Origin of the sequence: Micromonospora sp. WMMA2032 (assembly GCF_002688545.1) — a bacterium.
In the GTDB taxonomy this organism is placed as follows: Bacteria; Actinomycetota; Actinomycetes; order Mycobacteriales; family Micromonosporaceae; genus Micromonospora; species Micromonospora sediminicola.
The window spans coordinates 1,517,899-1,543,203 of record NZ_CP024052.1 but is presented as its reverse complement, the minus strand read 5'-3'; the positions used below and the strand labels follow the sequence as shown (position 1 = coordinate 1,543,203).

Here is a 25,305-nt window from a genome sequence, read left to right as displayed (position 1 = left end):
TGGACGGACGTCGTCCGGCGGCGGTGGCGCGCGAATCGTGGAGGCGGCCTTGACCAGCGAAGCATCCGGGACGGCGACCGAACCGGGCCACCCGGGCGACCGGATCGACACCTCCGTGGCGCACCCGGCCCGACGCTACAACTACTGGCTGGGCGGCAAGGACAACTTCCAGGCCGACCGCGAGTCCGGTGACGCGATGGCCGCCCGCTTCCCGACCATCCGGCTCAGCGCGGTGGAGAACCGCCGGTTCCTGCGGCGTGCCGTGCGCCACCTGGCCGGCGAGGCGGGGATCCGCCAGTTCCTCGACATCGGCACCGGCATCCCCACCGCCGACAACACCCACGAGGTGGCGCAGTCGATCGACCCGCGCGCCCGGGTGGTCTACGTCGACAACGACCCGATCGTGCTGGCCCACGCCCGCGCGCTGCTCACCAGCTCGACCGAGGGCGCGACCGCCTACCTCGACGCGGACCTGCGCGACCCGGAGCGGATCCTCGCCCACCCCGACCTGCGCCGCACCCTCGACCTGTCCCAGCCGGTGGCGTTGATGCTGGTGGCGGTGCTGCACTTCGTGCCCGACGGGGACGACCCCTACACCACCGTCACCCGGCTGCTGGACGCGCTGCCGGCCGGCAGCTATCTGGCCGCCTCCCACGCCACCCACGACTACCTGCCGCCGGCGGTGGCCGAGGAGGCGAAGGCGGCGGCCCGTGGCGGCGGCCCGCACGGCGTGATCAACCTGCGCGCCCGGGACGAGGTCGTCCGGTTCTTCGACGGGCTGGAGCTGATCGAGCCGGGTGTCTGCTCGGTGGCCGAGTGGCGTGCCGACGACGAGCCCGAGCCGCGCCCCTCGGTGGCCGACGTGAGCATGTACGGCGGGGTGGCCCGCAAACCCTGACCACGGCCGGTTGGCGCACACGCGGGCCGGGCAGGCAGACTGGGACATCATGTCGCCGTTCACGCCCAGCCTGCGGCTGCACGACCGGTACGTCCTGCGCGAGCGCATCGGCCTCGGCGGGATGTCCGAGGTGTGGCGCGCCGACGACGAGGTCCTGCACCGCCCCGTCGCGGTCAAGGCCCTCGCCGGCCGGCTCGCCGCCGACCCGCAGTGGCGCGCCACCATCCAACGCGAGGCCCGCGCTGCGGCGCGGCTCACCCACCCGCACGTGACCCAGGTGTACGACTACGGCGAGGCGGCCCTGCCCGACGGCGCCGTGGTGCCGTACCTGGTCATGGAACTGGTGGACGGGCGGACCCTGGCCGACCGGCTGGCCGGCGGGCCGCTGGCCTGGCCGGACGCGGTCCGGATGGCCGGGCAGGTCGCCGCCGCGCTGGCCGCCGCCCACCGGATCGGCGTGGTGCACCGCGACATCAAGCCGGCGAACGTGATGCTCACCGAGACCGGCGCGAAGGTGCTCGACTTCGGCATCGCCGCGCCGGCCGGCCCGCAGGCGGTCGGGCAGACCGGTGAGCTGTTGATGGGCACCCCTGCCTACTTCGCCCCGGAACGGCTCGACCCGGGCCCGGCGAACCCGGCCGGTGACGTCTACGCGCTCGGCGCGTTGCTCTACCGCGCGCTCACCGGCCGGGCCCCGCTGCCGGTGCAGACCTGGGACGACGTCGTCGACCTGCGCGCCAACCGGCCGCCGGTGCCCCCGCTACGCGTGCCCGGCCTGCCCGCCGACCTCGCCGACCTGGTCCTGGCCTGCCTGTCCGTGGACCCGGCCCGGCGGCCCGGCGCGGCGCTGCTCGCCGACCGGCTCGGCGCGGGCCGCCCGGTCGACCCGCCGACCGCGATCCTGCCCACGCTGACCCCGGCGTCGCATCCGCCGACGCTCGTCGAGCGGCGCCCGACGCCGGCCCGCGCGGTCCCGCCGGTGCCCGCCGCCGCGCCGGGCCGGCCCGCGCTCTCGTCGAACCGGCTCCTCGCGGTGCTGGTCGCGGGCGCGGTGGTGCTGCTGCTCGCGCTGGTCGGCACGCTGCTGGCCGACGGCGGTGCCGGCACCCCGCCCGCCGCCGCGCCGGCCGCACCCACCACCGGCGCGGCCAGTTCCCCGCCGAGACCGACACCGTCGCGCGCCGCGCCGTCCACCGTGGCGCCCGAACCGGTCACGCTGCGTCAGGTCGCCGACCGGTTCGTCCAGTTGGTCGACCGGGCCGAGGCGGCCCGGCTGATCGCCCCCAAGACCGCCGACGAGCTGCGCAAGAAGGTCGCGGAGCTGGACCGGGGCAAGCCCAGGGACCGGGCCAGGCGGGTCGACGACCTGCGCGACAAGATCGAGGATGCGGCCGACGACGACAAGCTCGACGGCACCACCGCCGCCGCGTTACGCAAGCTGCTCGACGGCTACGAGCGGCTGCGCGGCGGCGGCGCCGTCGAGGGCTGAGGCGCCCGGAGCATCGTCGCTGCGACGACCTCGCCGACGTCGGCGCCGGCCCGGGCCACCGCGACGCCCGCCGGCGACCAGATGCCCGAACCGCCCGCCGCCCGCGGGTAGCCACCGCCGGTCGAGCCGGCGAAGCTGGCCGTCGCCACCCACACCCCGTGCGCGGCGGCGACGCCCACGGCGCGCTCCTCGGGGACCGCCGTGTCGTCGGCCGACTCCAGCACCCCGGCCAGGTAGGCGTCCGCGCCGGCGGCCACGGTCGCCGCCGCGTGCTCCGGCACCCCGGTGTCCTTGCAGACCGCCAGGCCCAGCCGCCAGCCGTCGACGTCGAGCAACGCCGGCCGGCGGCCCGGCCGGAACCGCTGCGGCTCCGCGCCACCCAGCCACATCTTCCGGTACGCCACCCGCACGCCGTCGCCGTCGACCGCGAGCACCCCGATGTGCGGCCCGGCCACCGGCGCGCCGGCCAGCGCCAGCGTCCCGGTCGCCGCGCAGGCCGCGCGCAGCGGAGCGAGACGGGGGTCGGCGGGGTCCACCGGCGCGGCCGCCAGTTCGTACCCGGTCAGGGACAGCTCGGGGAAGACCACCACCCGCGCCCCGGCGGACCGGACCACGGCGGCGTGCCGTTCGGCGTTGCCCGCGACGTCGTGCGACCGGGTGAGCGGTTGGGCGACGGCGACCCGCAGCGGCCTGGGCATGGGCACACCGTAACCGGCGCCGCTTTGCGTGGTCGACGGCCGCGTCGCCCCGTAACGTGGTCTGATGATCGGAAACGCACAGCTCCTCGCCGGCCCCCGGGTGAGTGCCGCGCGGGCCGCGGAGCCGGCCGGCGAAGGACCCGTCGGCTGGGTCACCGGCCTGGTGGAACGGCTCGGAGGCCCCGGGGCCGGGCTCGCGGTGGCCCTGGAGAACCTGTTCCCGCCCATCCCCAGCGAGGTCATCCTGCCGCTGGCCGGCTTCACCGCCAGCCAGGGCCGGATGAGCCTGCTCGGCGCGATCGCGTGGACCACGCTCGGGTCGGTGCTGGGCGCGCTGGCGCTCTACTACGTCGGTGCGGCGCTCGGGCGGGACCGGATGCGCGCGCTGGCCGCGCGGCTTCCGCTGATCAAACTCGACGACGTGGACCGCACCGAGGCGTGGTTCCTGCGCCACGGCGTCAAGGCCGTGTTCTTCGGCCGGATGATTCCGATCTTCCGCAGTCTGATCTCCGTACCGGCCGGTGTGGAACGGATGCCGGTGCCGGTCTTCCTCCTCTTCACCGCGCTGGGCAGCCTGATCTGGAACACTGCGTTCGTGCTCGCCGGCTACCTGCTCGGCGAGAACTGGCACGTGGTCGAGGCGTACGTCGGCACGTTGCAGAACGTGGTCATCCTCGCCGTGGTGGCCGGCGTCGGCTGGTTCGTGGTCAGCCGGGTGCGCCGGTCCCGTCGGGCCGCGGCCGAGGCGGACGCGCCGCCCCGGCCGGGCACCGTCTACCGGGGCGGCTGGTACGCGCCGGAGGAGGACTAGGGGCACGCCGGGTAGAGGCGGCGGGTGCCGGCGCCGGCGGCCCAGGCGGCCGGGTCGCTGAACCGGCAGCCGAAGTCCGGCGCCGCCACCGCCCGGGGGTCGGTGACCGCGTCGCCGGCCGGGCGCTTGCCGGTGCGTACCCAGCGGGTCAGGTCGTCCCAGGCGGCGCCGGCCTCGGCGGGGCTGAACTCGCAGTGCTGCGCGGCCCGGACCGCCCGCTGCACCAGCAGCCGGGACCGGCCGTGCCACGCCACGTCCCGGGCGTACGCCTGCTCCATGCTGAACGGCACGAACAGGTCACCCAGGTCGTGCAGGCTCAGCACCGGCACGGTGGGCCGGCCGGCGATCCGGGGCACCTCGGTCAGGCCGGGGGAGAGCCGCTGGCGCAGGTTCTCCGGGGCGACCCGCTGCACGGTGGCGTTGAGGTTCACCGGCTGGTTCGGCGTGTAGCGGGTGAACAGGTTCGTGGCGAGCTGTCCGGGCCGCTGCGCGGGGGAGTCGCCGCCGTCGGTGGTGGCGATGCCGAAGAGGAAGTCCTTCCACACCGCGAACGCGGCGTCGGCACCCGGCCTCGGCCCGCCGGAGCGGGCCACGGTGACCGCGCGCAGCTGCTTGCCGAGCGCGTTGGTGGTGTCCGGGCCGGTGGGGGTCAGGCCGGCCAGCCCGAGCGCCACCTGGATCCGGGGCACCGCGTTGGTCAGGTAGTCGGCCGGGGTCGGGTAGGCCCGCACCCCGGCCAGCGCCTGCGCGACCAGGTTGTAGTCGAGGAAGTAGTCGAACAGCTCCTGGTCGCCGAGCACCCCGCACATCGGCAGCGCGCCGGCGTAGTAGCCGGGGTACTGCTCCAGGGACCGGCCGATGATGTGCCCGCCCATGCTGACCCCGGCGATGAGCACCCGGTGCGGCCGGCGCACGGTGCGGGCGAACAGGTCCGCGAGGGCCCGGGTGCCGCGCACCCCGGAGCGGATGTCGTAGCCGTTGCGGTCGTAGGACGACGACGCCCACGCGTATCCCTGGGACAGCAGGCGCTGCCGCAGGTCGAACGCGGGCGGCTCGGGGGAGAGTTCGGTGCCCTGGCCGCGGTAGCCGTGCGCCCACATCACCAGGTCGCCGTTCCACCGCGCCGGGACCTCCACGATGTAGCCGGCGTGGGCGTGCACGCCCTGCCGGACGGTGGTGGCGGCCCCGTCGACGACCAGTGGCGGCAGCGGCGGGTTGACGATGGTGTAACCGGGCAGCGGGCCGGTGCCGTCGTCGCGGCCGGTGGCGGCGGCGGGAGCCGCGCCGGCCAGGCCGAGGGCGAGCACGACGGCGGCGCCGACGGCGAGCAGCCGGCGGCGCAGGCGGGTGGGTGAGGTCTGCATCGCTGCTCCCCGGGGACGGGTGCCGCCCCGGTACGCGGGACGGCGGGCGGGACGGATGCCTACCGGCCGGTAGCGACCTGAACCTAGGCCGGGGGGTCGAGGACTGTCAATCGCTGACTGACCGGGCGGTCAGCACCCACCGCCCGGTCGGTCCACGGTGGCCGGTCAGACCACGCCGTGCGCCAGCATCGCCTCGGCCACCCGCCGGAACCCGTTGATGTTCGCGCCGGCCACGTAGTCGCCCGGCAGCCCGTACTCCTCCGCGGTCGCCCAGCACCGCTCGTGCACGTCCCGCATGATCTCTCGCAACCGCTGCTCCGACCGGTCGAACGTCCACGCGTCCCGGCTGGCGTTCTGCTGCATCTCCAACGCGCTCACCGCCACCCCGCCCGCGTTCGCCGCCTTCCCGGGGCGAACCGCACCCCGGCCCGGCCGAGGATCCGCACCGCCTCCGGCGTGGTCGGCATGTTCGCGCCCTCCACCACGGCGACGCAACCGCCGGCCACCAGCGCCGCCGCCTCCGCGCCGCCGATCTCGTTCTGGGTGGCGCACGGCAACGCCAGGTCGCACGGCACCTCCCAGACGCTGCGGCCGGCGACCGCCACCGCGTGCGGCACCTGCCGCACGTAGTCGTCCAGCCGGGTCCGGCGCTCCTCCTTCACCTCGCGCAGCAGCGCCAGGTCGATGCCCTTCTCGTCCAACACGTAGCCGTCGGAGTCCGAACAGGCCACCACCGTGCCGCCCAGCTGGTGGACCTTCTCGATCGCGTAGATGGCCACGTTGCCGGACCCGGACACCACCACCCGCTTGCCGTCCAGGCTGTCCCCGGTCTGCCGGAGCATCTCCTCGGCGAAGAAGACCGCCCCGTAGCCGGTGGCCTCGCGCCGCACCTGCGCGCCCCCGTACGTCAGGCCCTTGCCGGTGAGCACGCCGGCCTCGTACCGGTTGGTGATCCGCTTGTACTGCCCGAACAGGTAGCCGATCTCCCGTCCGCCCACCCCGATGTCCCCGGCCGGCACGTCGGTCTGCGGGCCGATGTGCCGGTACAGCTCCGTCATGAAGCTCTGGCAGAACCGCATCACCTCCCGGTCGGAGCGGCCCTTCGGGTCGAAGTCGGCACCACCCTTGCCGCCACCGATCGGTAGGCCGGTCAGCGCGTTCTTGAAGATCTGCTCGAAGCCGAGGAACTTCACGATCCCCAGGTAGACCGACGGGTGGAAGCGCAGCCCGCCCTTGAACGGGCCCAGCGCGCTGTTGAACTCCACCCGGAAGCCACGGTTCACCCGGACCCGGCCGTGGTCGTCCTCCCACGGCACCCGGAAGATGACCTGCCGCTCCGGCTCGCAGATGCGCTCGACCAGCTCGGCGTACGCGGGGTGCCGGGCCAGGGCCGGTCCGATGCTCTCCAGCACCTCCCGCACCGCCTGGTGGAACTCGGGCTCGCCCGGGTTCCGCGCGACCACCTTGGCGAACACCGTCTCGACGGTCTCCGGCATCACGGACACGTCCTTCCGCCTCCCGGTGCCGGCACCGTTGCCCGCACCGCCCCCGGATACGGATCGTCACCGTCGTCCGGTTCACTGGGCCGGGTGGACGACATGATCTGGACCTCGGCGCGGGACGCCCGCGCCTGGCTGGACGCCGCCAACGGCACCGGCGACACGGAACTGACCTGCCGCATCCTGAAGATCGGCGAGGAGGCCGGCGAGGTGGCCGCGGCCTGGATCGGGGTCCTCGGGCAGAACCCGCGCAAGGGCGTGACGCACACCCGCGAGGAGGTCGCCGCGGAACTGGCCGACGTGGCGTTCACCGCCCTGGTGGCCATCGAGAGCCTGGGGTTGGACGCGCACGCGGCGCTGGCCGCGTGTGTCGCCAAGGTGCACGCCCGCCTCGGCGAGGCGGCTCCGGCGGCACCGGCGGGAATGAACCGGAGCGGAAACGGAGACGTATGAGCCAGTGGGGACCGGCGAGAGGGGACGACCATGACGGCATCCGGGGACGACCCTGACCTGAGCGGGCCCCGCTGGTCGCGCACCGCCCGGGCCCTGGTGGCCGCCGCCGTGCTGGTCGTGGTGCTCGGCGTGGCGGCGATCGCGGTCACCCTCGCCAACCCGGCCCGGCTCGGCACGGTCTTCTCCGGCGGGCCCACGTCGCCGGTCACGGACGCCGGTGGCTCCGGCGGGGTGGGCGGCGCCGAGGTCGCCGCCGCCGAGACGCTCACCGCGCCGCGCGGGGACCGCCGGCAGGCGGACTTCGAGCTGGTCGACGGCCTGACCAGCTTCACCCTGCGGGCCGCCGACCTCGGCGACGACCTCTACCGGATCGGCGCGCCGGACGACGCCGGGGTGACCCCGCGCCCGCAGCTGACCGGTGACCGGGTCCGGCTGCGGATCGAGGAGAACGGCCGGTCCGGTCCCTCCGCCGTCGAGGTGGTGCTCAACTCCCGGGTGACCTGGCGGCTGCGGCTCGTCGGTGGCGTCAGCGAGCAGCGGCTCGACCTGGGCGCGGCCCGGCTGGCCGGGATCGAGCTGATCGGCGGCGCCGCGCGTACCCGGCTGTCGTTGCCGCCGCTCGACGGCGCGCTCACCGTCCGGATGACCGGCGGCGTCAGCGAGCTGACCGTCGCCGTGCCCGGCGGGCCGCCGGCCCGGGTGCGGGTCGCCGCCGGCGCCGGTTCGCTGGCGCTGTACGACGAGCGTCGCGCCGGCATCGCCGCCGGTGAGCTGATCAGCTCGCCCGGCTGGGACCGGGCGGCCGACCGGCTCTACCTCGACCTGGTCGCCGGCGCGAACGCGGTGAGCGTGACCGCGGACCGAGCGTAGAGTCGGGCGGTGGACCGTACCGAATCCCTGCCGGCGCAGACGCTCCCCCCGGGCGTCGGCGCCACCGACCCGGGCAGCGTGCTGCTGCCCGGGCACGACGTCCCGCTCGGCCGCTACACCACCGTGCGCCGGCTGCTGCCGCAGCGGCAGCGGCGGATGGTCGGCGCGTGGTGCTTCGTCGACCACTTCGGCCCGGACGACGTGGCCGAGCGGCCCGGCATGGAGGTGCCGCCGCACCCGCACACCGGCCTGCAGACCGTCACCTGGCTGCTCGACGGGGAGATCCTGCACCGGGACAGCCTCGGCAACGTGCAGCCGATCCGCCCGGGGCAGCTCAACGTGATGACCTCCGGGCGGGGCATCGCCCACTCGGAACGCTCCCCGCTGGTCCACCCGCCGCTGATGCACGGCGTGCAGCTGTGGGTAGCGCTGCCCGACCCGGCCCGGGCCGGCGACCCGGACTTCGACCACCACGCCGAGCTACCCCGGTGGCGCGACGGCGACCTCGACCTCACCCTGCTGGTCGGGGAGTTCGGCGGGGAACGCTCGCCGGCGGTGACGTACACCCCGCTGGTCGGCACGCAGATCGAGGTCCGGGGCGAGGCGCCGGCCACGCTGCCGCTGCGCCCCGACTTCGAGTACGGGCTGCTGGCCATGTCCGGCTCGGCCGAGTCCGACGGCGTGACCGTCGCCCCCGGCGCGCTGCTCTACCTCGGCGCCGGCCGGACGTCGCTGTCGCTGACCGGGGTCCCGGGCAGCCGGCTGCTGCTGCTCGGCGGCGCCCCGTTCGACGAACCGCTGGTGATGTGGTGGAACTTCGTCGGCCGGTCGCACGACGAGGTGGCCGCCGCCCGCGAGGACTGGATGGCCGGTCGCCGGTTCGGCACGGTCGCCGACGACCCCGCGCCGCCGCTGCCCGCCCCGGCGCTGCCCACCACCCGGCTCAAGGCCCGCGACCGCAGCGGCGGCCTGCACGGCTGAATGGCGCGTCCGCGCCGGGGTAGTCCGCGGCATGCCGACAACCACTGCCACCCGCAGCGTCGAGGAGAAGAAGCGACTGGTCCGCCGGCTCGCCGGGGACGGGCGCGGCTTCGCCGAACGGTACGGGTTCCGGGTGACGAACAACCCGTCCCAGCTGTTCCAGGTGCTCTACCTGGCCGTGCTGCTCGCCCGCCGGGGCGACTTCCACCGGGCGGTCGACGCGGCGACGGCGTTGCGCGACGCCGGCTGGGACAGCGCCGCGCGGATGGCCCGCTCCCGGCACGCCGACCGGGTCCGCGTGCTGGGCGAGGCCGGGCTGCGCGGCGACCTGCGCACGCTCGCCGACACCCTCGGCGACCTGGCCCGCACCCTGGTCGAGACGTACCGGGGCGACCTGCGCCGGCTGCGGACCACCGCCCACCAGGACCCGGCCGGGGAGCGACGCCTGCTGACCGCGCTGCCCGGCGTGGACGACGAGGTGGCCGACCTGTTCCTGCGCGAGGCGCAGGCGCTGTGGCGGGAGGCGGCCCCGGTCGCCGACCGTCGGGCCCTCGCCGCGGCCCGGCGGCTGGGGCTGGGCCGCTCCGCCGCCGACCTCGCCGGGCTGGCCGGCGGCGGCGAGTCGGAACGGCTGTCCTGGCTGGTCGGGGCGCTGGCCCGGGTGGATCTGGAACGGCGCTACGCGGAGGTCACCGGCTGAGCGCGCACGTGCGCCCGGACACACTTCCGCGATTCTCACCCGTTCGGCTGATGTCGCATCGTATGATGATCGTGGCAGCGATGCCCGCCCGGTTCGGGCGAACATCCACCGCCTGGTGGTCGCGACCCGGTTCGGGCGTGAACCGCCAGGGACAGGTGTTGCGAGGCGCCCCAGGTCGCGGTTCGTGGCCCGGGGCGCCCGCCTGTCGACGGGCGCCCTATCGGGCCAGAGTTGCCAACAGGTTCACCGTCGCGGCGACGATGACCGCGCCGAACAGGTACGACAGCAACGTCTGGCGCAGCACGGTCCGGCGGACGTCGCGGTCGCTCACGTCCGTGTCGGACACCTGGAACGTCGTCCCCACCGTGAACGCCACGTAGGCGAAGTCGGTGAAGTCGGGCGGCTCGTCCTGGTGGAAGTCGATCCCGCCCGGCTCGCCGCCGTAGTAGAGCCGCGCGTACCGGGTGGTGAAGACGGTGTGCACGACGAACCAGGAGAGCACCACGCTGAGCACGCCGAGGCCGGCGTACACGGCCCGGGCCAGCCCGGGCGGCACCTGGCCGGCCGTGGTGAACACCATGCCCATCGCGAGCAGGCTGCCCAGGCACGCGGCCAGCAGCAGCGCGTCGCGCATCGCCCGGCCGGGGTCCTCCAGCTTGGCCAGCCGCGCGGTCCGGGCGGCGTCCAACCGGGACAGCCGGGTCCACTCCAACGCCAGCCAGGCCAGGGCGGCGGCGTCCCAGCCCACGAGTGGCGCCAGCACCGGCCGGACGAGCACCCCGGCGGCGGTGCCGGAGGCGACGCCGACCAGCCCCATCACGGCGAGCTGGAGCGCGGCCGGCACGTGCCCCCGGGCCCGGGCCGCCGGGTGGCGCGGCACCGCAGCGGTCAGATGCCGCGCAGGTGCTGCGAGACCCGCGGGTGGCGGTCCCGGGCCTGCGCCGCGCGCTGCGACGGGCTCACCTCGGGAGCGGCGTCGATGCCGGCCGAGCGGGCCACCTCGGTGCCGTTGGCGTAGTCCACCGGGGGCAGCGCGCGCAGCGCCCGCAACACGTCCGGCGGCGCGCCCTCCCGTTCCGCCTCGCGGATGACGTCGTCCTTCCCGGCCGGGTAGTCCAGCGCGGACAGGTACTCCAGGACATCCGTGTAACTCGCCATCAGTCGGGCTCCTCGCGCCAGTAGTTGGGGTCACGACCGGGCGGCGGATACCCGCCGCGCGCCGGGTCACGCCCCCGACGACGCCTGTTTCCGCCGGGCCGGGACGGGTAGCCGCGGGGGCGCACCGAAGGGGGTACCACCGATGCACTACCTGACCTTCGTGGGCCGGGTCGCCCGGCTCACCGGCACCGCCGAGGACCGGGCGGCGACGTTGACCCGGGCCACCCTGGAGACGCTGGCCGAGCGGTTGACCGGCGGCGAGGTGCTGGACCTGGCCGCGCAGCTGCCCAAACCGCTGTGGGGGCTGCTCAGCCCGCACCCGCGTACCGAGGCGGCCGAGCGGTTCGGCGCGGCCGAGTTCGTCGCCCGGGTGGCCCGCCGGGCCGACTGCGACGAGAACACCGCGCGCACCGCGGTGGGGGCCGTGTTCGCCACGCTGCGCGAGGCGATCAGCAGCGGCGAGTTCCAGGACGTGGTGGTGCAGCTGCCCCGGGACTACCGGGACATGGTGGAGCCGGCCCTCGCGCCCGCCGCCACCCGTCGCCGCTGAGCCGGCGTCGGCCCCGGACGCGTCAGCCGACCGTGCCGGCGGCGCGCAGCGCCGCGATCCGGTCGGCGTCCAGGCCCGCCTCGGCGAGCACCTCGTCGGTGTGCTCGCCCGGCGCGGGCGGGGGCCGGCGGACCGACGTGGGCGTGCCCGAGAAACGCGGCGCGGGGGCCGGCTGGGTGACCCCGTCCGGCGCGACGAACACCTCGCGGGCCGCCAGGTGCGGGTGCCGCGGGGCCTCCGCCCAGTCGAGCACCGGCGCCACGCAGGCGTCCGTGCCGTCCAGCAGCGCCGCCCACTCGTCCCGGGTACGCGTGCGGAACAGCCGCGCCCACGCCGCGCGCAGCGCCGGCCAGGTCGCCGGGTCGTCGCGGTCGGGAGCGTCGTCGCCGTCGAGCGGGAACCCGGTGAGCCGCACCAGTTCGGCGTAGAACTGCGGTTCCAGCGCGCCCACCGCCATGTACCGGCCGTCGGCGCACTCGTAGGTGTCGTAGAAGGGCGCGCCGCCGTCGAGCAGGTTCACCCCGCGCCGGTCCTGCCAGAGGCCGAGCCCGCGCAGCGCGTGGATCTGGGTGGCGAGCACCGACACGCCGTCCACGATGGCCGCGTCGACCACCTGGCCGGGCGCGCCGCCGCGGACGGCGTACAGCGCCGCGACCATGCCGAGGGCCAGCATCATGCCGCCGCCGCCGAAGTCGCCGAGCAGGTTCATCGGCGGCACCGGCGGCTCCCCGGCCCGGCCCACGCCGTGCAGCGCGCCGGTCAACGCCAGGTAGTCGATGTCGTGGCCGGCGGTGGAGGCGAGCGGACCGTCCTGCCCCCAGCCGGTCATCCGTCCGTAGACCAGGCGCGGGTTGGCGGCGAGGCAGTCCGCCGGGCCGAGGCCGAGGCGTTCGGTCACCCCCGGCCGGAAACCCTCGACCAGCGCGTCCGCCCCGGCGACCAGGCCGCGCACCAGCTCCCGTCCGGCCGGCTGCTTCAGGTCCACCGCCACCGAGCGGCGGTTGCGGTTGAGCAGGTCACCGGGGAAGGCCCCGAAGCCGCCCCCACCGACCCGGTCGACGCGCACCACGTCCGCGCCGAGGTCGGCGAGCATCATGGCGGCGAACGGGCCCGGGCCGATCCCGGCCAGCTCGATCACCCGTACGCCGGTCAGCGGTCCCTGGTTGGTCACCCGCGTCACCCTAGGGGGCCGGGACCCGCGACGCCACGGCCCGGCCGCCCGCACAGCGGTTGACCAGGGCAATCATCCGTGGCGTGACTTGGCGTCCGGCCCCGGGTTGGCCTAGCCTTGTCCCCACGAGGGGAGTACTTCCCACGAACCATTCCGGTCAGTACGGCGAACCCCCCGAGGGCGAGCCTCGGGTGGTTGCCCACGAAACCGTGGGTGAAGGAGACCTCGAACATGCCACGGTGTTCGAGGAGGCCCCATGTCCGAACTGTCATACCTGTCCGCCGCCGAGCTGTCGTCGGTCGGCACGCCCACGCTGTGGGCGGTGACGATCGCCGGCGTGCTCGCCCTGCTGGTGCTGGACTTCCTCGTCACCCGCAAGCCGCACGAGGTCTCCATCCGCGAGGCGCTCGGCTGGTCGGCCTTCTACATCGCCCTGCCGCTGGCCTTCGGCGCGTGGATCTGGTCCCGTTACGGCGGCCAGCAGGGCATCGAGTACCTCACCGGTTACCTGGTCGAGAAGTCGCTCTCGGTCGACAACCTCTTCGTCTTCATGCTGCTGCTGGCCGCGTTCGCGGTGCCGGCCGTGCTCGCCCAGCGGGTGCTGCTCTACGGCATCGCCGGCGCGCTCGTGCTGCGCGCCGTCTTCATCGCGCTGGGCGCCGCCGCCCTGCAGACGCTCGACTTCGCCTTCCTGCTCTTCGCGCTCATCCTGATCGCCACCGCGGTCAAGCTGCTGCGCGACGCCCTCTCCGGGCACGAGCAGGAGGTCGACATCAACAAGATGCGGTCGGTGAAGCTGCTGCGCAAGGTGATGCCCGTCGTCGACGACTACCACGGCACCCGGATGACGATCCGGCAGGGCGGCCGGCGGGCGCTCACCCCGTTCGCGCTGGTCGTGGTCGCGGTGCTCGCCACCGACGTGGTCTTCGCGGTCGACTCGGTGCCCGCCGTCTACGGCATCACCGAGGACCCGTACCTGGTCTTCGCGACCAACGCCTTCGCGCTGCTGGGCCTGCGGGCGCTCTACTTCGTGCTGCACGCCGCGCTGAGCCGGCTGGTGCACCTCAGCTACGGCCTGGCGGTCATCCTCGCCTTCATCGGGCTCAAGCTCGGCCTGCACTGGGCCCACGGCATCTGGAAGGGCGTCCCGGAGATCCCGACGCTCGCCTCGCTCGGCGTCATCATCGGTGTCCTGGTGGTCGTCACCATCACCAGCCTGCGGGCCACCCGGGACAGCGGCGACGGCGACCGCACCGTCGTGCACGAGGTGCAGGGCGGCGGCCCCGGCGGGCACTCCCGCTGAAGCACTGCCCCGGCACGGTCGGGAGTGGTACGACTGACGGGTGGGAATCGTCTCGCCGGGCTTCCAGGGCCGGCCCCGTTCGTCCGCGCCCGACCTGCCGCCGGGGCAGTACCTCACCGAGGACTTCCCGGTGCTCTCCGCCGGCCCGACGCCCCGGGTGCCGCTGGACACCTGGGAGTTCGTGCTGAGCACCGAGACCGGTGCGGAGTACCGCTGGTCGTGGGACGAGCTGATGGGCCTGCCGCAGGACACCCCGACCGTGGACCTGCACTGCGTGACCCGCTGGTCCAAGCTCGGCACCACCTGGCAGGGCGTCTCACTCGACACGCTGCTCGACGGCGTCGACACCGGCGCCCGGTACGCCCTGGCCCACTCCTACGGCGGCTACACCACGAACCTGCCGCTGGACGACCTGCGCGGCGGCCGGGCCTGGGTGGTGCACACCTACGACGGCGGCCCGCTGCCGGCCGAGCACGGCGGCCCGGCCCGGCTGCTCGTCCCGCACCTCTACCTGTGGAAGTCCGCCAAGTGGGTGCACGGGCTCCGGCTGCTCGTCGACGACCGGCCGGGTTTCTGGGAGACCGCCGGCTACCACGACTACGGCGACCCGTGGCGCGAGCAGCGCTACCAGGGCGACTGAGGTGGCGGCCCCGGCCACCGGCCGTCGGGTCGCGCCGCTGATGTGGCGGGTGGCCCGACTGGTCGAGCGGCGGATCGAGACGCCGACCGCGCAGACGCTGGTGCTGGACGTGCCCGGCTGGCCGGGGCACCTGCCCGGCCAGCACGTCGACCTGCGCCTGACCGCTCCCGACGGCTACCAGGCGGCCCGGTCCTACTCGCTGGCCGGTCCGGCCGAGGGGGAGCGGATCGAGGTGACCGTGCAGCGGGTGCCCGACGGCGAGGTGTCGCCGTACCTGGTCGACACCTACGCCGAGGGCGACCCGGTGGAGGTGCGCGGACCGGTCGGCGGCTGGTTCGTCTGGCGCACCGACGAGACCGCGCCGGTGCTGCTGGTGGGCGGTGGTTCCGGGGTGGTGCCGCTGATGGCCATGGTCCGCGCGCGCCGGGCCGCGGGCAGCCGGGTCCCGTTCCGGTTGATCTACTCGGTGCGCACCCCGGACGACGTGATCTACGCCGACGAGCTGCGCCGCCGCGCCCGCGACGACCAGGGCCTGGACGTCGCGTACGTCTACACCCGGCAGGCGCCCGACGGCTGGCGGGGCGAACCGCACCGGATCGGCCTGGCCGACGTGAACAGCCACGGCTGGCCGCCCGACCTGGAGCCGCTCTGCTACGTCTGCGGTCCCACCGGCTTCGTGGAGACCGTGGCCGACCTGCTGGTGGGGCTGGGCCACCCGACCCGGCGGGTCCGGACCGAGCGCTTCGGTCCGACCGGCTGACGATCCGAGGAGAGCGCATGACGGACATGTCCTACCTGGACGGCAACATGCTCGACGGGCCGCTGCGCGAACTCTTCGCGGTCGACCTGAGCAGCACCACCGGGCGGTGCGACACCTGCGGGACGACCGGCCCGATGGCCGGCCTGCACGTCTACTCGCACGCGCCGGGCCTGATCGGCCGGTGCCCGGCCTGCGCCGGCGTGATGGTGCGGCTGGTCCGCGCGCCGGAGCGGGCCTGGCTGGACCTGCGCGGCAGCACCTATCTCCAGGTCCCGATGCCGCTCGACCAGGGCTTCCGACCCGCCCACTGAGCCCGCCCGGCTCAGGAGGTGACGGTCACCCGGCCGACCTGCGCCGGCCCCGGCTCGGCGTGGTTGCCGCTGCGCTCGACCGCCGCGCCGGCGCGGGGCGCGGCCCGCACCGTCGTGCGGGCCGGCGTCGCCGGGCCGGTCCGGCGCCGCTGCCACCGCCGACGCAGCCGCCCGACCAACTGACCCACGGTCACCGGCACCACCGACAGGACGAGCTGGCCGTTGCGCGGGTCGACGGTCGCGGCCACCCCGTACAGCCGGGCGCCGTGGCGCAGCACCCGGGGACGGCCGGCGGCGGGCCGGGGCGCGCGTACCGGCGCGGACCCGCGGCCGTGACCGCCGTCCACCTCGGTCCGCACCGGGTGGCGCTGGCCGCTGGCCGCGCCGACCGCGAGGAGCCGGTCGACCGGGAAGTCGGTGCGCACGGTCCGACCGCTCGGGTCGGTCGCGTCCAGCCGGGTGGCGCCGGCGACCGGCCCGGCGGCCAGGCGGACCGGCCCGGCCGCCGTCGCGAAACCGGGGTACGGGCTGCGCGCGGTCACCGTCAGGGTGTGCCCGTCGACCCAGCTCACCTCGACCGTGTCCAGCCGCGCCAGCCAGTCCGCGCGCACGTCGGTGACGTCGGTCCAGGCCGCCGGCGCGCCCGGGTAGCCGGCGTGCCAGCGGCCCCCGGCCACCACCGTCTCCGGTACGCCCCGGGTGGCGTCCTGCTCGATGACGGCCAGCAGGTCGTCCACCCCGCCGGCGGTGACCGCCCCCAGGCGCAGCCGCGCCTCGATGTCGAGCCGGGCCCGCACTCCGTCGGTGACGTGCTGCTCGACCAGCCGGCGGACGCTCGCGTGCACCCGCTCCTGGGCGGCCCGGTCCAGCCGGCGGAAGTCGTCGCCGACCAGGTTGGCCAGCTCCAGCCCGGCGTGGCGGCGCAGCACCGCGTCCCGGCGCGGGCCGGCGGGGATCAGGTCGGCGACGAACGCGAACAGCCGCTCGACGCTGACCAGGCGCTGCTCCACCCGGCTGTGGTAGGTGATGTTGCGGGCGTCCAGCCGGCGCACCGCGTGGTAGTAGTCGTAGTCGGCCAGCACCGAGATCCGTCGGGCGTGGTAGCAGGCGGCCAACGTGAACGGCTGGTCGCTGAGGACCGGCATGTCCTCCGGGAAGCGGAGCCCGAGCCGGTCGACGAGGTCGCGGCGGAACAGCTTGGTGTTCGCCAGCGACCACGGCAGCTCCGAGTCGAACAGGCTCACGTCGACCGCGTTGCCGTCGGCGAACACGTCGGAGAAGACGTGCCGCCCGTTGACCCCGACCACCTTGCCGAGCACCACGTCGGAGCCGTACCGGTCGGCGGCGGCGACCAGCCGTTCCAGCGCCTCCGGTCCGAGCCGGTCGTCGGAGCCGAGAAAGAAGACGTACCGGCCGGTGGCCAGGTCCAGGCCGCGGTTGCAGGGGGCGGCCGGACCACCGGAGTTGGCCTGGTGGACCACCCGCACGACGCCGGGGTGCCGCGCGGCGAACCGGTCCAGCAGCCGCCCGCTGCCGTCGGTGGACCCGTCGTCCACCGCCACGATCTCCATCCGCTCCGGCCCGATGGTCTGCCGCAGCAGCGAGTCGAGGCAGGCACGCAGGTAGCGCAGGGTGTTGTAGACCGGCACGACCACGCTCACGTCGGGGCGGGTCGTCGGTGTGCGGTCGGTCGCCGACTCGGCTGCCACTGCTGCTCCTTCGCGGGGTCGGCCGGGTGGTGCGGCGCGACCCAGCGTGGTGGAGCGACCCGTCCGGGTGACGACACCGACATGACGGCGAGGTGACCGACAGGCAGCCGTTGGATACGCGAAAGGGCCCGGCCCCGTGGTGGGGTCGGGCCCTTTGCCGTGTTGGTGGGTCAGCTGGTGCTGTAGCCGCGGGTGGCGATCCAGTCGGCGAGGTTGTCGATGCTCATCCGGTAGGTGGCGGTGTTGGGGTTGGCGCTGTCGGCGATGGTGACGGTGGTGCCGTTGTCGCGGTAGCCGATGACGCTGATGTAGTGGCCGCCTTCGAAGGAGTGGGTGGTGCCGTCGGTGTCGGTGGCGGTGCCGGCGATGTTGGCGACGATGGCGCGGCCGTCGTCGATGGTGCGCACGATGTCGGTGCGCAGGGTGTCGGTCTGCTTGTCGTCGGCCTTAGCGCTCTTGATTTCGACGGAGCGGTAGGGCTTGCCGGTTTCCTTGTTCAGGACGGGGGTGATGTCGTTGATGCTGTTGGTGCCGGCTTCGGTGGTGCCCATTTCGCGGGCCATGGCGTCGACGTCGATGTTCTTGCCCAGGACGCTGATGGCGTTGCGGGCGGCGGCGGGGCCGCAGTAGTAGAAGTTGGGCTGGGCTTCGTAGCGCACGTCGAGTTCCCGCTCACCGTGGCCCTTGCGGTCGGCGACAACGGTGGTCGTGCCGGTGGGGGCGGCGTGGGCGGCGATCGCGGGGCCGGCGATGCCACCGGCGGTCGCGGCGATACCGGCAGCGGTCAGGACGGTCTTACGCAGCAGGGTGGTAGCCATGATGGTGCCTCCCAAAGGGGGGTTGGGGGGACACGGCACGGGGGTGCCGTGCGAAGAGGGGAAAGTCTGAAGGGGGGCCTGCGCGGCGGCCGGGGGCGGCCTGCACGGGCGGCTCAGGGGTATGTAACCACCGGCCGGGGGCCGGTCATTCCGACCGGGCCTGGCCTGCCGACGCGATGGTCGGGGGGCGCGCGGTCTAGCCGGTACAACGCCCGGCCCCCGGCACCGATTCCACGCTGACGGTGGCGCCGACCACCACCGAACCGGACAACCAGGCCGAGCCTTCGCGGCCCGCCCCCGCAGCGCCGCTGGGTAACCGGACATCACGCACCGAACCTCCGCCCCCTTTGTGAAACCGGGTGACCGCGGAGGCTGCGGCGTGTCGAGGGTTCTCGAGATCTTGGTAGGAAACGGCCCCTATGGGGGCGCTTTCGTACCAAGATCTCAACCGCGTCCCGGAGGGCGGAACGGTGATCCTGGGTTGCGGGAGGGGGGTGGCATCGGGGGGCGGCCGGTGACCCCGGGCGACCGGTGGGGGAGGCGGTGGCCGAGAGTGGGCACCGTGAGATACCTGCGCAGCGACGGGCGCGTCGCGATCCGCCGTCCCCGCCCCGGTGACGAGACGGAGTTCGTCGCCGCCGCCCGGCGCAGCCGGGACCTGCACCACCCGTGGTTGTCGGCGCCGGACGACGCCGAGCGGTACGCGGCGTACCTGCGCAAGATCAGGGGGCGGGGCAGCGACGGGTTCCTGTTCTGCGACCGGGCCACCGGGGAGATCGCCGGGTACGCGACCATCAGCGGCATCGTGCTCGGCGCGCTGCGCGGGGGCTACCTCGGCTACGCCGCCTTCCGCCCGTACGCGGGCACCGGCCACGCCACGGCCGGGGTGCGGCTGGTGATCGCCCACGCGTTCGGCCCGCTCGGACTGCACCGGCTGGAGGCCAACATCCAGCCCGGCAACGAGCCGTCGAAGCGGCTGGCCCGCCGGCTGGGCTTCCGGCTGGAGGGCTTCTCCCCGGACTACCTGTTCATCGACGGCGCCTGGCGGGACCACGAACGCTGGGCGATCACCGCCCCGGCGCCGGGCTGAGCCACCCGGCGCCGGCGGCGGCGCGGGGTCAGCTGCCCGGCTTCGGGAACGCCACCGGGCTGCGGTGGCCGGCCCGGTCGACCGCCCGCACACCGAAGAACACGTTGTCCTTGGACAGGTCCACCGTCATCTCGGTGACGTCGCCGACCGGCAGCACCCTCTGCCACTCGGCGGCGGTGGTCTCCCGCCACACCACCTCGTAGCCGGCCAGGTCCGGCTCCGGTCCGCGCTGCCAGCGCAGCGTGGTGTCGTTGGTCAGGTTCGTGGTCACCACGACCACGCCCTTCGGTGTGCCCGGCGCCTGGGCCAGCGACCACAGCGTCGCGGCGTTCACCCGGGCCACCCGGGTGATGTAGTCGAAGTCGCAGAACTCGGGCAGGTCGCCGTACTGCACCCCGTCGACCACCCGGACGTCCTGGTGCTGGTGGGCGAAGTCCTCGGCGGGCTCGGTGAACCGGCCGGCGGGCCAACCCTCGCGCAGGAACGAGATGTGGTCGCTGCCGCGCAGGTAGCGGTCCCGCCGGTAGACCACCCGGATCCCCATCCCGGTGGCGGCGTTGTCCGCCACGTCGCTGACGAACCGGGCCAACTGCCGCGACGGGGAGTCGTTCTCGCCGCCGACGGACTGCCGCACGCTCGCCTCGGCCGGGGTCTCGGCGGTCGGCACACCCTCGGCGAAGAGCCGCACGGTACGCGGGTCGCGGGTGCCGTCGTCGGCGGTGCTGCTGCCCACGATGTCGTTGCTGAACATGCCCTGCACGTCCACGCCCGCCGCCTTCAGCCGGCCGGCCAGGTACGCCGAGCCGTACAGCCCCTGCTCCTCGCCGGCCACGGCGGCGAGCACGACGGTGGCCTCGCTGCGCCGGGTGGCCAGCACCCGGGCCAGCTCCATGACCACGGCGACGCCGGACGCGTCGTCGTCGGCGCCCGGCGCGTCGCTGACCGCGTCCATCACGTCCGTGGCCCGGGAGTCGTAGTGACCCGTGATCACGTACACCCGCTCCGGCGTGACGTCGCCGCGCAGCGTCGCCACCACGTTGGTGATCGTGGTCGCGGTCGGGATCCGGGACGCCGGTTCCTGCACGTAGGACTGGAGTTCGACGGTCATCCGGCCGCCGGAGGCGGCGGCGTACCCGGACAGTTGGGCGTGGATCCAGTCGCGGGCGGCGCCGATGCCGCGTACCGGATCGGTCTGGCTGGAGAGGGTGTGCCGGGTGCCGAACGCGGCGAGCCGGCGGACGGTGGCCTCGATCCGGTGCCTGTCGATCTCGCGCAGCAGCGCGGTCAGCTCGCGGTCCGGGCGCTGCGGCCGGGTCGGACGGCCCGGGCCGGGCGGCGCTCCGGCGGCGGCCGCCGGAGCGGCGGTGAGCGGGGTGGCGACGGCGGCGGCGGTGGCCGCGGCGGAGGCGGTGAGGAAGGTACGCCGGCTCGACCTCGTGGGTCGACCCCCGGCGGTCTGGTGGTTTCCCATCAGGGCATCCTCGCGCCGATCACGACAATTGTCCATATCGTTGTTCGTGGATGGATCATCGCCACGTTTGTCGCAGGTCTGCCCGGGAACGGCAGCAGACATGACGAAACCACGTGTGGTGATCGTGGGGGCCGGGTTCGCCGGGTACCACGCGGCCAAGACGTTGCGCCGACTGGCCCGCGACCGGGCCGAGATCGTCCTGCTGAACACGACCGACTACTTCCTCTACCTGCCGCTGCTGCCCGAGGTCGCGGCCGGCGTGGTCGAGCCGACCCGGATCTCCGTGCCGCTGGCCGGCACGCTCGACGGCGTCCGGGTGGTGGTCGGCGAGGCCGACCGGGTGGACCTGCAGAACCGCTGGGTCGGCTACCGCTCCGCCGAGGGCGACCACGGCCAGCTCGCGTACGACCGGCTGATCCTCTCCGTGGGCAGCGTCAACAAGCTGCTGCCCATCCCCGGGGTCACCGAGTACGCGCACGGCTTCCGCGGCCTGCCCGAGGCGCTCTACCTGCACGACCACGTGGTCCGGCAGGTCGAGCTGGCCGAGCTGACCGACGACCCGGCCGAGCAGCGCGCCCGCACCACGTTCGTCGTGGTCGGCGCCGGCTACACCGGCACCGAGGTCGCCGCGCACGGACAGCTGTTCACCGACCGGCTGCTGGCCCAGCGCCCGCACCTGAAGGTCCGCCCGCGCTGGATGCTGCTGGACGTCGCACCTCGCGTGCTGCCCGAGCTGGACCGGCGGATGTCCGTCACCGCCGACCGGGTGCTGCGCAAGCGCGGCGTGGACGTGCGGATGGGCACCTCGGTCGCCGAGGCCACCCCGGACGGGGTGATGCTCACCGACGGCGAGTACGTCCCGACCTGCAGCCTCATCTGGTGCGTCGGCGTACGCCCCGACCCGTTCGTGGCCGAGCTGGGCCTGCGTACCGAGAAGGGCCGGTTGGTGGTGGACGAGTACCTCAACGTCCCCGGCTACCCGGAGGTGTTCGCCTGCGGCGACGCCGCCGCCGTGCCCGACCCGACCCGGCCCGGGCAGGTGTGCGCGATGACCGCGCAGCACGCCCAGCGGCAGGGCAAGCTGGCCGCGCACAACATCGCCGCCTCGTACGGGCAGGGCGCCCGCAAGTCCTACAAGCACCACGACCTGGGCTGGGTGGTGGACCTGGGCGGCAGGGACGCGGCCGCGAACCCGCTGCACGTGCCGCTGTCCGGGCTGCCGGCCAAGGCGGTCACCCGCGGGTACCACCTGCTGGCGATGCCGGGCAACCGTCCCCGGGTCGCCGCGGACTGGGCGCTCGACGCGACGCTGCCCCGGCCCGCCGTGCAGCTCGGCCTGGTGCCGGCCAACGCGGTGCCGCTGGAGAGCGAGTCGCCCGAACTGGTCCGGCGGCGCTGACCGCCCCGCCTCACCCACCGGCCGGCGGCCGGTCCCGCGTACCGGGACCCGGTGCGCCGGCCGGTCCGCCCCCGGCGGCCGGCACGGGCAGGGCCTGCCGTCCGGCCGGAACGAACTCCCGCAGCAGCACCTGGACGACACCGGCCGCCGGGATCGCCAGCAGCGCCCCGACCAGACCGGCCAGCTCGGCGGCGAGCAGGAGGCTGACCAGCACGGTCAACGGGTTCAGCCGGACCGCGCGGGCCATGATGACCGGTTGCAGCAGGTGGTTCTCCACCTGCTGGTAGACCACGAAGAACACCAGCACGACCACGCCGGCGGTGGGGGAGTGCAGGAACCCCGCGCCGGCCGCGACGATCGCGCCCAGCGTCGCCCCGACCAGCGGGATCAGGTCGACCACGGCGACCACCAGGGCGATCACCGCGGCGAACGGCACGCCGAGGAGGAAGAGCACGACGAAGGTCAGACCCCCGCAGATCACGCTGATCAGCAGGTTGCCGCTCAGGTAGCCGGTGACGATCCGGGACGAGTCGCGGCCGATGCGCCGCAACCGCTCCGCCGCTCCGTCGCCGACCAGGCGCAGCGTCGCCGCCACGATCTTCGGGGCCTCCAGCACCATCAGGTACGCCAGCACCACGACCGTGACCACGGCGGCGACGGCCTGGGCCACGCCCCGGACCAGGCCGACCGTCGGCTCGCCGAGCCGGTCGCCGTAGCGGCGCAGCTGCTCCGGTTCGGCGTACCGGAGCAGGTGGAGACGCTCCAGCAGCCGGCCGACCGGCCCCCGCCCGGCCTGGGCCTCGCGCACCAGGTCCGGCGCCCGGTCGGCGAACCGGCCCACCTCGTCCACCAGCGGCACCACGATCAGCGTGCCCAGCGCGGCGAGCAGCACGAACGTGGCCAGGAACACGAGCAGCGTGGCCACGGCCCGGCGGCGTACCCGGCGCTGGAGTCGATCCACCAGCGGCTTGAGCGCGACCGCGAGGAACGCCGCGACCAGACCCCAGACGAGCACCCGACGGGTGGCCCAGACCAGTCCCAGCCCGACCACGGTGGCGAGCACCAGGCCGATCACGATCAGCGTCCGGCGGGCGGTGGAGCGGTCGTCGGCGGCGCTCATCCGGCGCGGCTACCCGCCGTGCCGGTGGGAAAACCCCCGCTCAGCGCGGGTGGGCGTCGGTGACCGGCAGCGCGCCGTCGGCGAACGCGTCCAGCGTCGCCCCGTGCAGCATCGTGCCCGGCACCGGGTCGCCGGCGACCCGGGCGGCGAGGCGGCGCACCGGCAGCCGGTCCGGGCGCAGCGCGCCGGCCAGCACCACGTTGCCGTAGCGGCGGCCCCGCAGCATCCGCCGATCGGTGAGCAGGCACACGTCGGCGAAGACCGCGCGCAGCGTGGCCACCTGCGCCCGGGTGTGCGCCAGCGGCGGCAGGTCGGTCAGGTTCACCAGATAGAGGCCGTCCGGGCGGAGCACCCGGGCCACCTCGGCGACGAACTCGACGGCCGCCACGTGCGGCGGCATGACCGCGGCCCGGTAGACGTCGGCCACCACCACGTCGTACGCCCCGGCGGGCGCGTCACCGACCGCGTCCCGGGCGTCGCCGAGCGCGACGACCACTTCCGGCGGCACCCGGGGCAGCTTCCGGCGGACCAGGTCGACCACGCCGGGATCGCGCTCGACCACCCGCTGCGGCGAGCCCGGGCGGGTGGCGGCCAGCCAGCGCGGCAGCGTGAGCGCGCCGCCGCCCAGGTGCAGGACTCGAAGCGGCCGACCGGACGGTGCGGCCAGGTCGATCACGGCGGCGATCCGCCGCACGTACTCGAAATGCAGGTGCCGCGCGTCCGCCACGTCCACGTAGGACTGCTCGACCCCGTCGGCGAGCAGCGTACGGCCGGTGGGCCGGGCCGGGTCCACGACGATCTCCAGGGTCTCGGCGTCGCGTTCCACGGCGGGACACGGTACCGGGCGGCGGCCCGGCCCGGGCGGACGGGTGCCCAGCGGGGCCCCGCCGCCACCGCTGGTGGCGGGGGCCCCTCCTCGCACCTCAGCCGGCGGCCATCCCGGCGCCGGCCTCGTCGACCGCGTCGTCGACCCGGTGGGCCAGGTCCACGTCCGCGGCCGTCACGCCGTCGACCTGCTGGGTCCGGACCGTGAGCACGGCGCTGTCCGGGTCGGGCCGGCCGATCTGCGGACCACGCCCGACCTCGACCTTGAGCTGGTCCAGCCGGTCGAGGACCCGGTCCAGGTTGCCACCGGGCAACTCGATCGTGCGGACCAGGGACCGCTGGTCGCTGGACCAGTAGGGCAGCGAGGCGAGCGCGTCCCGCAGCTCCGGCTCGGTCAGCGGGGCGGTGGCGGACGACGCCCCCACCAGACCGCCGCCGTAGTCGGCCGGCGCGAGCAGGTCACGCAACCCGTCCGGTACGCGCAGCGACTCGACCAGCTCGGCATCGGCGTCGGAGATCGCCGCCAGGGTCGCCTCCGCCTGGTAGCGCGCCTGCTCCGGGGTGAGCCGGCTGCGCCGTCCCACCTCGGCCAGGAAGCCCGGCAGGTCCTGGCGCCGCTCGATGCCGTCCACCGGCACCACGTCGTGCAGCTTCACCGGCACCGCCGCGAGCAACCGCTCCCGTTCGGCCTCGCCGAGCGCCCACGCCAGCGCGAGCACGGTGGCCTCGGCGGCGATCTTCGCCTCGGCGAAGTCCACCCCGGCCCGGCGGCTCACGTCGTCGACGAGATCCCGGTACCCGAGCGACGGCGCTCGTGGCGGCTGCGGGTCCGGCAGCGGGCGGGGACGTTCCGCCACCCCGACCGGCGGGGGCGCGGGTCCGCCGCGCGTGCTGTCCGGCTTGTGCCGGCCGGCCGGCGGTGGGCCGGACCGGTCGTGCTGGTCCAGCGAGGTGACCTGCTTGGACGCGCTCAGGCTGGCGCCGGTCTGGCTCGCGCTGCGGCCCTGTTCCCGGGCCTGCCGGGCCAGGGCCCGACGGCGCTGGTTGTCGCCCTCCATCTGCTTGCGCATCGTCGCACCTCGTTCCTGGTCGGTTGCGCTTGCGCCGGTGGCCTTCCCGGCGCTGCCGGGAAGCTAACGGGCGCCGACCGCCGGGCCGCTTCACTCGCTGCGGGTGAGGAGCGCTCACCCGGTGCTGCCGCACGATCGCTGTGGACC

General features: G+C 74.9%; 25 protein-coding genes and 1 pseudogene. 14 read left to right on the top strand and 12 right to left on the bottom strand.

Annotated elements, in window-relative coordinates; translation table 11 throughout:
- Nucleotides 1-49: 49 nt before the first annotated feature.
- Entirely contained in the window at nucleotides 50-898 is an 849-nt protein-coding gene (locus tag CO540_RS06485) for an SAM-dependent methyltransferase (protein WP_098746300.1), read from the top strand.
- A 49-nt stretch (nucleotides 899-947) separates the two neighbouring features.
- A complete protein-coding gene (locus CO540_RS06480; RefSeq protein ID WP_099161325.1) occupies nucleotides 948-2,387 on the top strand; it encodes a serine/threonine-protein kinase in 1,440 nt (479 codons plus the stop codon).
- On the opposite strand, the gene CO540_RS06475 is transcribed toward CO540_RS06480, so the two are convergent.
- Nucleotides 2,348-3,085, bottom strand: a complete 738-nt coding sequence (locus CO540_RS06475) for a carbon-nitrogen hydrolase family protein (protein WP_099161324.1) — start codon at nucleotides 3,083-3,085, stop codon at nucleotides 2,348-2,350. The genes CO540_RS06480 and CO540_RS06475 overlap by 40 nt on opposite strands.
- 64 nt (nucleotides 3,086-3,149) lie before the next feature.
- Here CO540_RS06475 and CO540_RS06470 point away from each other — a divergent pair, with 64 nt between their 5' ends.
- A complete protein-coding gene (locus CO540_RS06470; RefSeq protein WP_099161323.1) occupies nucleotides 3,150-3,896 on the top strand; it encodes a DedA family protein in 747 nt (248 codons plus the stop codon).
- On the opposite strand, the gene CO540_RS06465 is transcribed toward CO540_RS06470, so the two are convergent.
- Both CO540_RS06465 and gdhA read right to left on the bottom strand, forming a co-directional pair.
- Nucleotides 3,893-5,260: a S9 family peptidase gene (locus CO540_RS06465; RefSeq protein WP_099161322.1), complete on the bottom strand. Its 1,368-nt coding sequence runs from the start codon at nucleotides 5,258-5,260 to the stop codon at nucleotides 3,893-3,895. The two genes, CO540_RS06470 and CO540_RS06465, sit on opposite strands and share 4 nt — an antisense overlap.
- Nucleotides 5,261-5,425: 165 nt before the next feature.
- Nucleotides 5,426-6,756 (bottom strand): annotated as a pseudogene (gdhA, locus tag CO540_RS06460) (NADP-specific glutamate dehydrogenase).
- A gap of 102 nt (nucleotides 6,757-6,858) precedes the next feature.
- Here gdhA and CO540_RS06455 point away from each other — a divergent pair.
- Genes CO540_RS06455 through CO540_RS06440 form a run of 4 tightly spaced genes read left to right on the top strand, consistent with a single transcriptional unit; the run spans nucleotide 6,859 to nucleotide 9,763 of the window.
- Nucleotides 6,859-7,212 carry a MazG-like family protein gene (locus CO540_RS06455; RefSeq protein WP_245666650.1) on the top strand — a complete coding sequence of 118 codons (354 nt, stop codon included), beginning with the start codon at nucleotides 6,859-6,861 and terminating at the stop codon, nucleotides 7,210-7,212.
- 30 nt (nucleotides 7,213-7,242) lie between these two features.
- Entirely contained in the window at nucleotides 7,243-8,082 is an 840-nt protein-coding gene (locus CO540_RS06450) for a hypothetical protein (protein ID WP_099161321.1), read from the top strand.
- Between the two features lie 9 nt (nucleotides 8,083-8,091).
- The gene (locus CO540_RS06445) at nucleotides 8,092-9,063 is read left to right on the top strand and encodes a pirin family protein (protein WP_099161320.1); all 972 of its coding nucleotides are present in this window, start codon (nucleotides 8,092-8,094) and stop codon (nucleotides 9,061-9,063) included.
- A 31-nt stretch (nucleotides 9,064-9,094) separates the two neighbouring features.
- The gene (locus tag CO540_RS06440; RefSeq protein ID WP_099161319.1) at nucleotides 9,095-9,763 is read left to right on the top strand and encodes a hypothetical protein; all 669 of its coding nucleotides are present in this window, start codon (nucleotides 9,095-9,097) and stop codon (nucleotides 9,761-9,763) included.
- Nucleotides 9,764-9,980: 217 nt separating this feature from the next.
- Here the strand turns inward: CO540_RS06440 and CO540_RS06435 are convergent, their stop codons facing one another.
- Both CO540_RS06435 and CO540_RS06430 read right to left on the bottom strand, forming a co-directional pair.
- Nucleotides 9,981-10,643, bottom strand: a complete 663-nt coding sequence (locus tag CO540_RS06435) for a DUF1345 domain-containing protein (RefSeq protein ID WP_099161318.1) — start codon at nucleotides 10,641-10,643, stop codon at nucleotides 9,981-9,983.
- A gap of 8 nt (nucleotides 10,644-10,651) precedes the next feature.
- Nucleotides 10,652-10,921 carry a DUF2795 domain-containing protein gene (locus CO540_RS06430; RefSeq protein WP_091575486.1) on the bottom strand — a complete coding sequence of 90 codons (270 nt, stop codon included), beginning with the start codon at nucleotides 10,919-10,921 and terminating at the stop codon, nucleotides 10,652-10,654.
- A gap of 142 nt (nucleotides 10,922-11,063) precedes the next feature.
- Here CO540_RS06430 and CO540_RS06425 point away from each other — a divergent pair, with 142 nt between their 5' ends.
- Entirely contained in the window at nucleotides 11,064-11,471 is a 408-nt protein-coding gene (locus CO540_RS06425; RefSeq protein ID WP_091575483.1) for a DUF2267 domain-containing protein, read from the top strand.
- 22 nt (nucleotides 11,472-11,493) lie between these two features.
- On the opposite strand, the gene CO540_RS06420 is transcribed toward CO540_RS06425, so the two are convergent.
- Nucleotides 11,494-12,651 carry a CaiB/BaiF CoA-transferase family protein gene (locus CO540_RS06420; RefSeq protein WP_099161317.1) on the bottom strand — a complete coding sequence of 386 codons (1,158 nt, stop codon included), beginning with the start codon at nucleotides 12,649-12,651 and terminating at the stop codon, nucleotides 11,494-11,496.
- 247 nt (nucleotides 12,652-12,898) lie between these two features.
- Here CO540_RS06420 and CO540_RS06415 point away from each other — a divergent pair, with 247 nt between their 5' ends.
- Genes CO540_RS06415 through CO540_RS06400 form a run of 4 tightly spaced genes read left to right on the top strand, consistent with a single transcriptional unit; the run spans nucleotide 12,899 to nucleotide 15,656 of the window.
- Nucleotides 12,899-13,945 (top strand): TerC/Alx family metal homeostasis membrane protein, encoded by a 1,047-nt coding sequence (locus CO540_RS06415; RefSeq protein WP_091575478.1) that lies wholly within the window; start codon nucleotides 12,899-12,901, stop codon nucleotides 13,943-13,945.
- Between the two features lie 40 nt (nucleotides 13,946-13,985).
- Nucleotides 13,986-14,585 carry a sulfite oxidase-like oxidoreductase gene (locus CO540_RS06410; RefSeq protein WP_099161316.1) on the top strand — a complete coding sequence of 200 codons (600 nt, stop codon included), beginning with the start codon at nucleotides 13,986-13,988 and terminating at the stop codon, nucleotides 14,583-14,585.
- 1 nt (nucleotide 14,586) lies between these two features.
- Nucleotides 14,587-15,345, top strand: coding sequence for a ferredoxin reductase (locus tag CO540_RS06405; RefSeq protein WP_099161315.1), 759 nt, complete (start codon nucleotides 14,587-14,589; stop codon nucleotides 15,343-15,345).
- Nucleotides 15,346-15,362: 17 nt separating this feature from the next.
- Nucleotides 15,363-15,656 (top strand): DUF6510 family protein, encoded by a 294-nt coding sequence (locus CO540_RS06400; RefSeq protein ID WP_099161314.1) that lies wholly within the window; start codon nucleotides 15,363-15,365, stop codon nucleotides 15,654-15,656.
- 11 nt (nucleotides 15,657-15,667) lie between these two features.
- Here CO540_RS06400 and CO540_RS06395 read toward each other — a convergent pair whose 3' ends face one another.
- Together CO540_RS06395 and CO540_RS06390 are read right to left on the bottom strand one after the other, a co-directional pair.
- Nucleotides 15,668-17,365, bottom strand: a complete 1,698-nt coding sequence (locus CO540_RS06395) for a glycosyltransferase family 2 protein (RefSeq protein WP_099161313.1) — start codon at nucleotides 17,363-17,365, stop codon at nucleotides 15,668-15,670.
- Between the two features lie 170 nt (nucleotides 17,366-17,535).
- On the bottom strand, nucleotides 17,536-18,183 hold the full coding sequence (locus CO540_RS06390; RefSeq protein ID WP_099161312.1) for a C39 family peptidase: 648 nt from the start codon (nucleotides 18,181-18,183) through the stop codon (nucleotides 17,536-17,538).
- A gap of 553 nt (nucleotides 18,184-18,736) precedes the next feature.
- On the opposite strand from CO540_RS06390, the gene CO540_RS06385 reads away from it, so the two are divergent.
- A complete protein-coding gene (locus CO540_RS06385) occupies nucleotides 18,737-19,273 on the top strand; it encodes a GNAT family N-acetyltransferase (RefSeq protein ID WP_099161311.1) in 537 nt (178 codons plus the stop codon).
- 28 nt (nucleotides 19,274-19,301) lie between these two features.
- On the opposite strand, the gene CO540_RS06380 is transcribed toward CO540_RS06385, so the two are convergent.
- Entirely contained in the window at nucleotides 19,302-20,744 is a 1,443-nt protein-coding gene (locus tag CO540_RS06380) for a M20/M25/M40 family metallo-hydrolase (protein WP_099161310.1), read from the bottom strand.
- 100 nt (nucleotides 20,745-20,844) lie between these two features.
- Between CO540_RS06380 and CO540_RS06375 the strand changes: the two genes are divergently transcribed.
- The gene (locus CO540_RS06375; protein WP_099161309.1) at nucleotides 20,845-22,143 is read left to right on the top strand and encodes an NAD(P)/FAD-dependent oxidoreductase; all 1,299 of its coding nucleotides are present in this window, start codon (nucleotides 20,845-20,847) and stop codon (nucleotides 22,141-22,143) included.
- 10 nt (nucleotides 22,144-22,153) lie between these two features.
- Here the strand turns inward: CO540_RS06375 and CO540_RS06370 are convergent, their stop codons facing one another.
- The 3 genes from CO540_RS06370 to CO540_RS06360 form a co-directional block, all read right to left on the bottom strand.
- On the bottom strand, nucleotides 22,154-23,263 hold the full coding sequence (locus CO540_RS06370) for an AI-2E family transporter (RefSeq protein WP_099161308.1): 1,110 nt from the start codon (nucleotides 23,261-23,263) through the stop codon (nucleotides 22,154-22,156).
- A gap of 40 nt (nucleotides 23,264-23,303) precedes the next feature.
- Nucleotides 23,304-24,089, bottom strand: a complete 786-nt coding sequence (locus tag CO540_RS06365; RefSeq protein ID WP_172967798.1) for a spermidine synthase — start codon at nucleotides 24,087-24,089, stop codon at nucleotides 23,304-23,306.
- A 97-nt stretch (nucleotides 24,090-24,186) separates the two neighbouring features.
- Nucleotides 24,187-25,158 carry a DUF2267 domain-containing protein gene (locus tag CO540_RS06360; RefSeq protein ID WP_099161307.1) on the bottom strand — a complete coding sequence of 324 codons (972 nt, stop codon included), beginning with the start codon at nucleotides 25,156-25,158 and terminating at the stop codon, nucleotides 24,187-24,189.
- Nucleotides 25,159-25,305 lie beyond the last annotated feature (147 nt).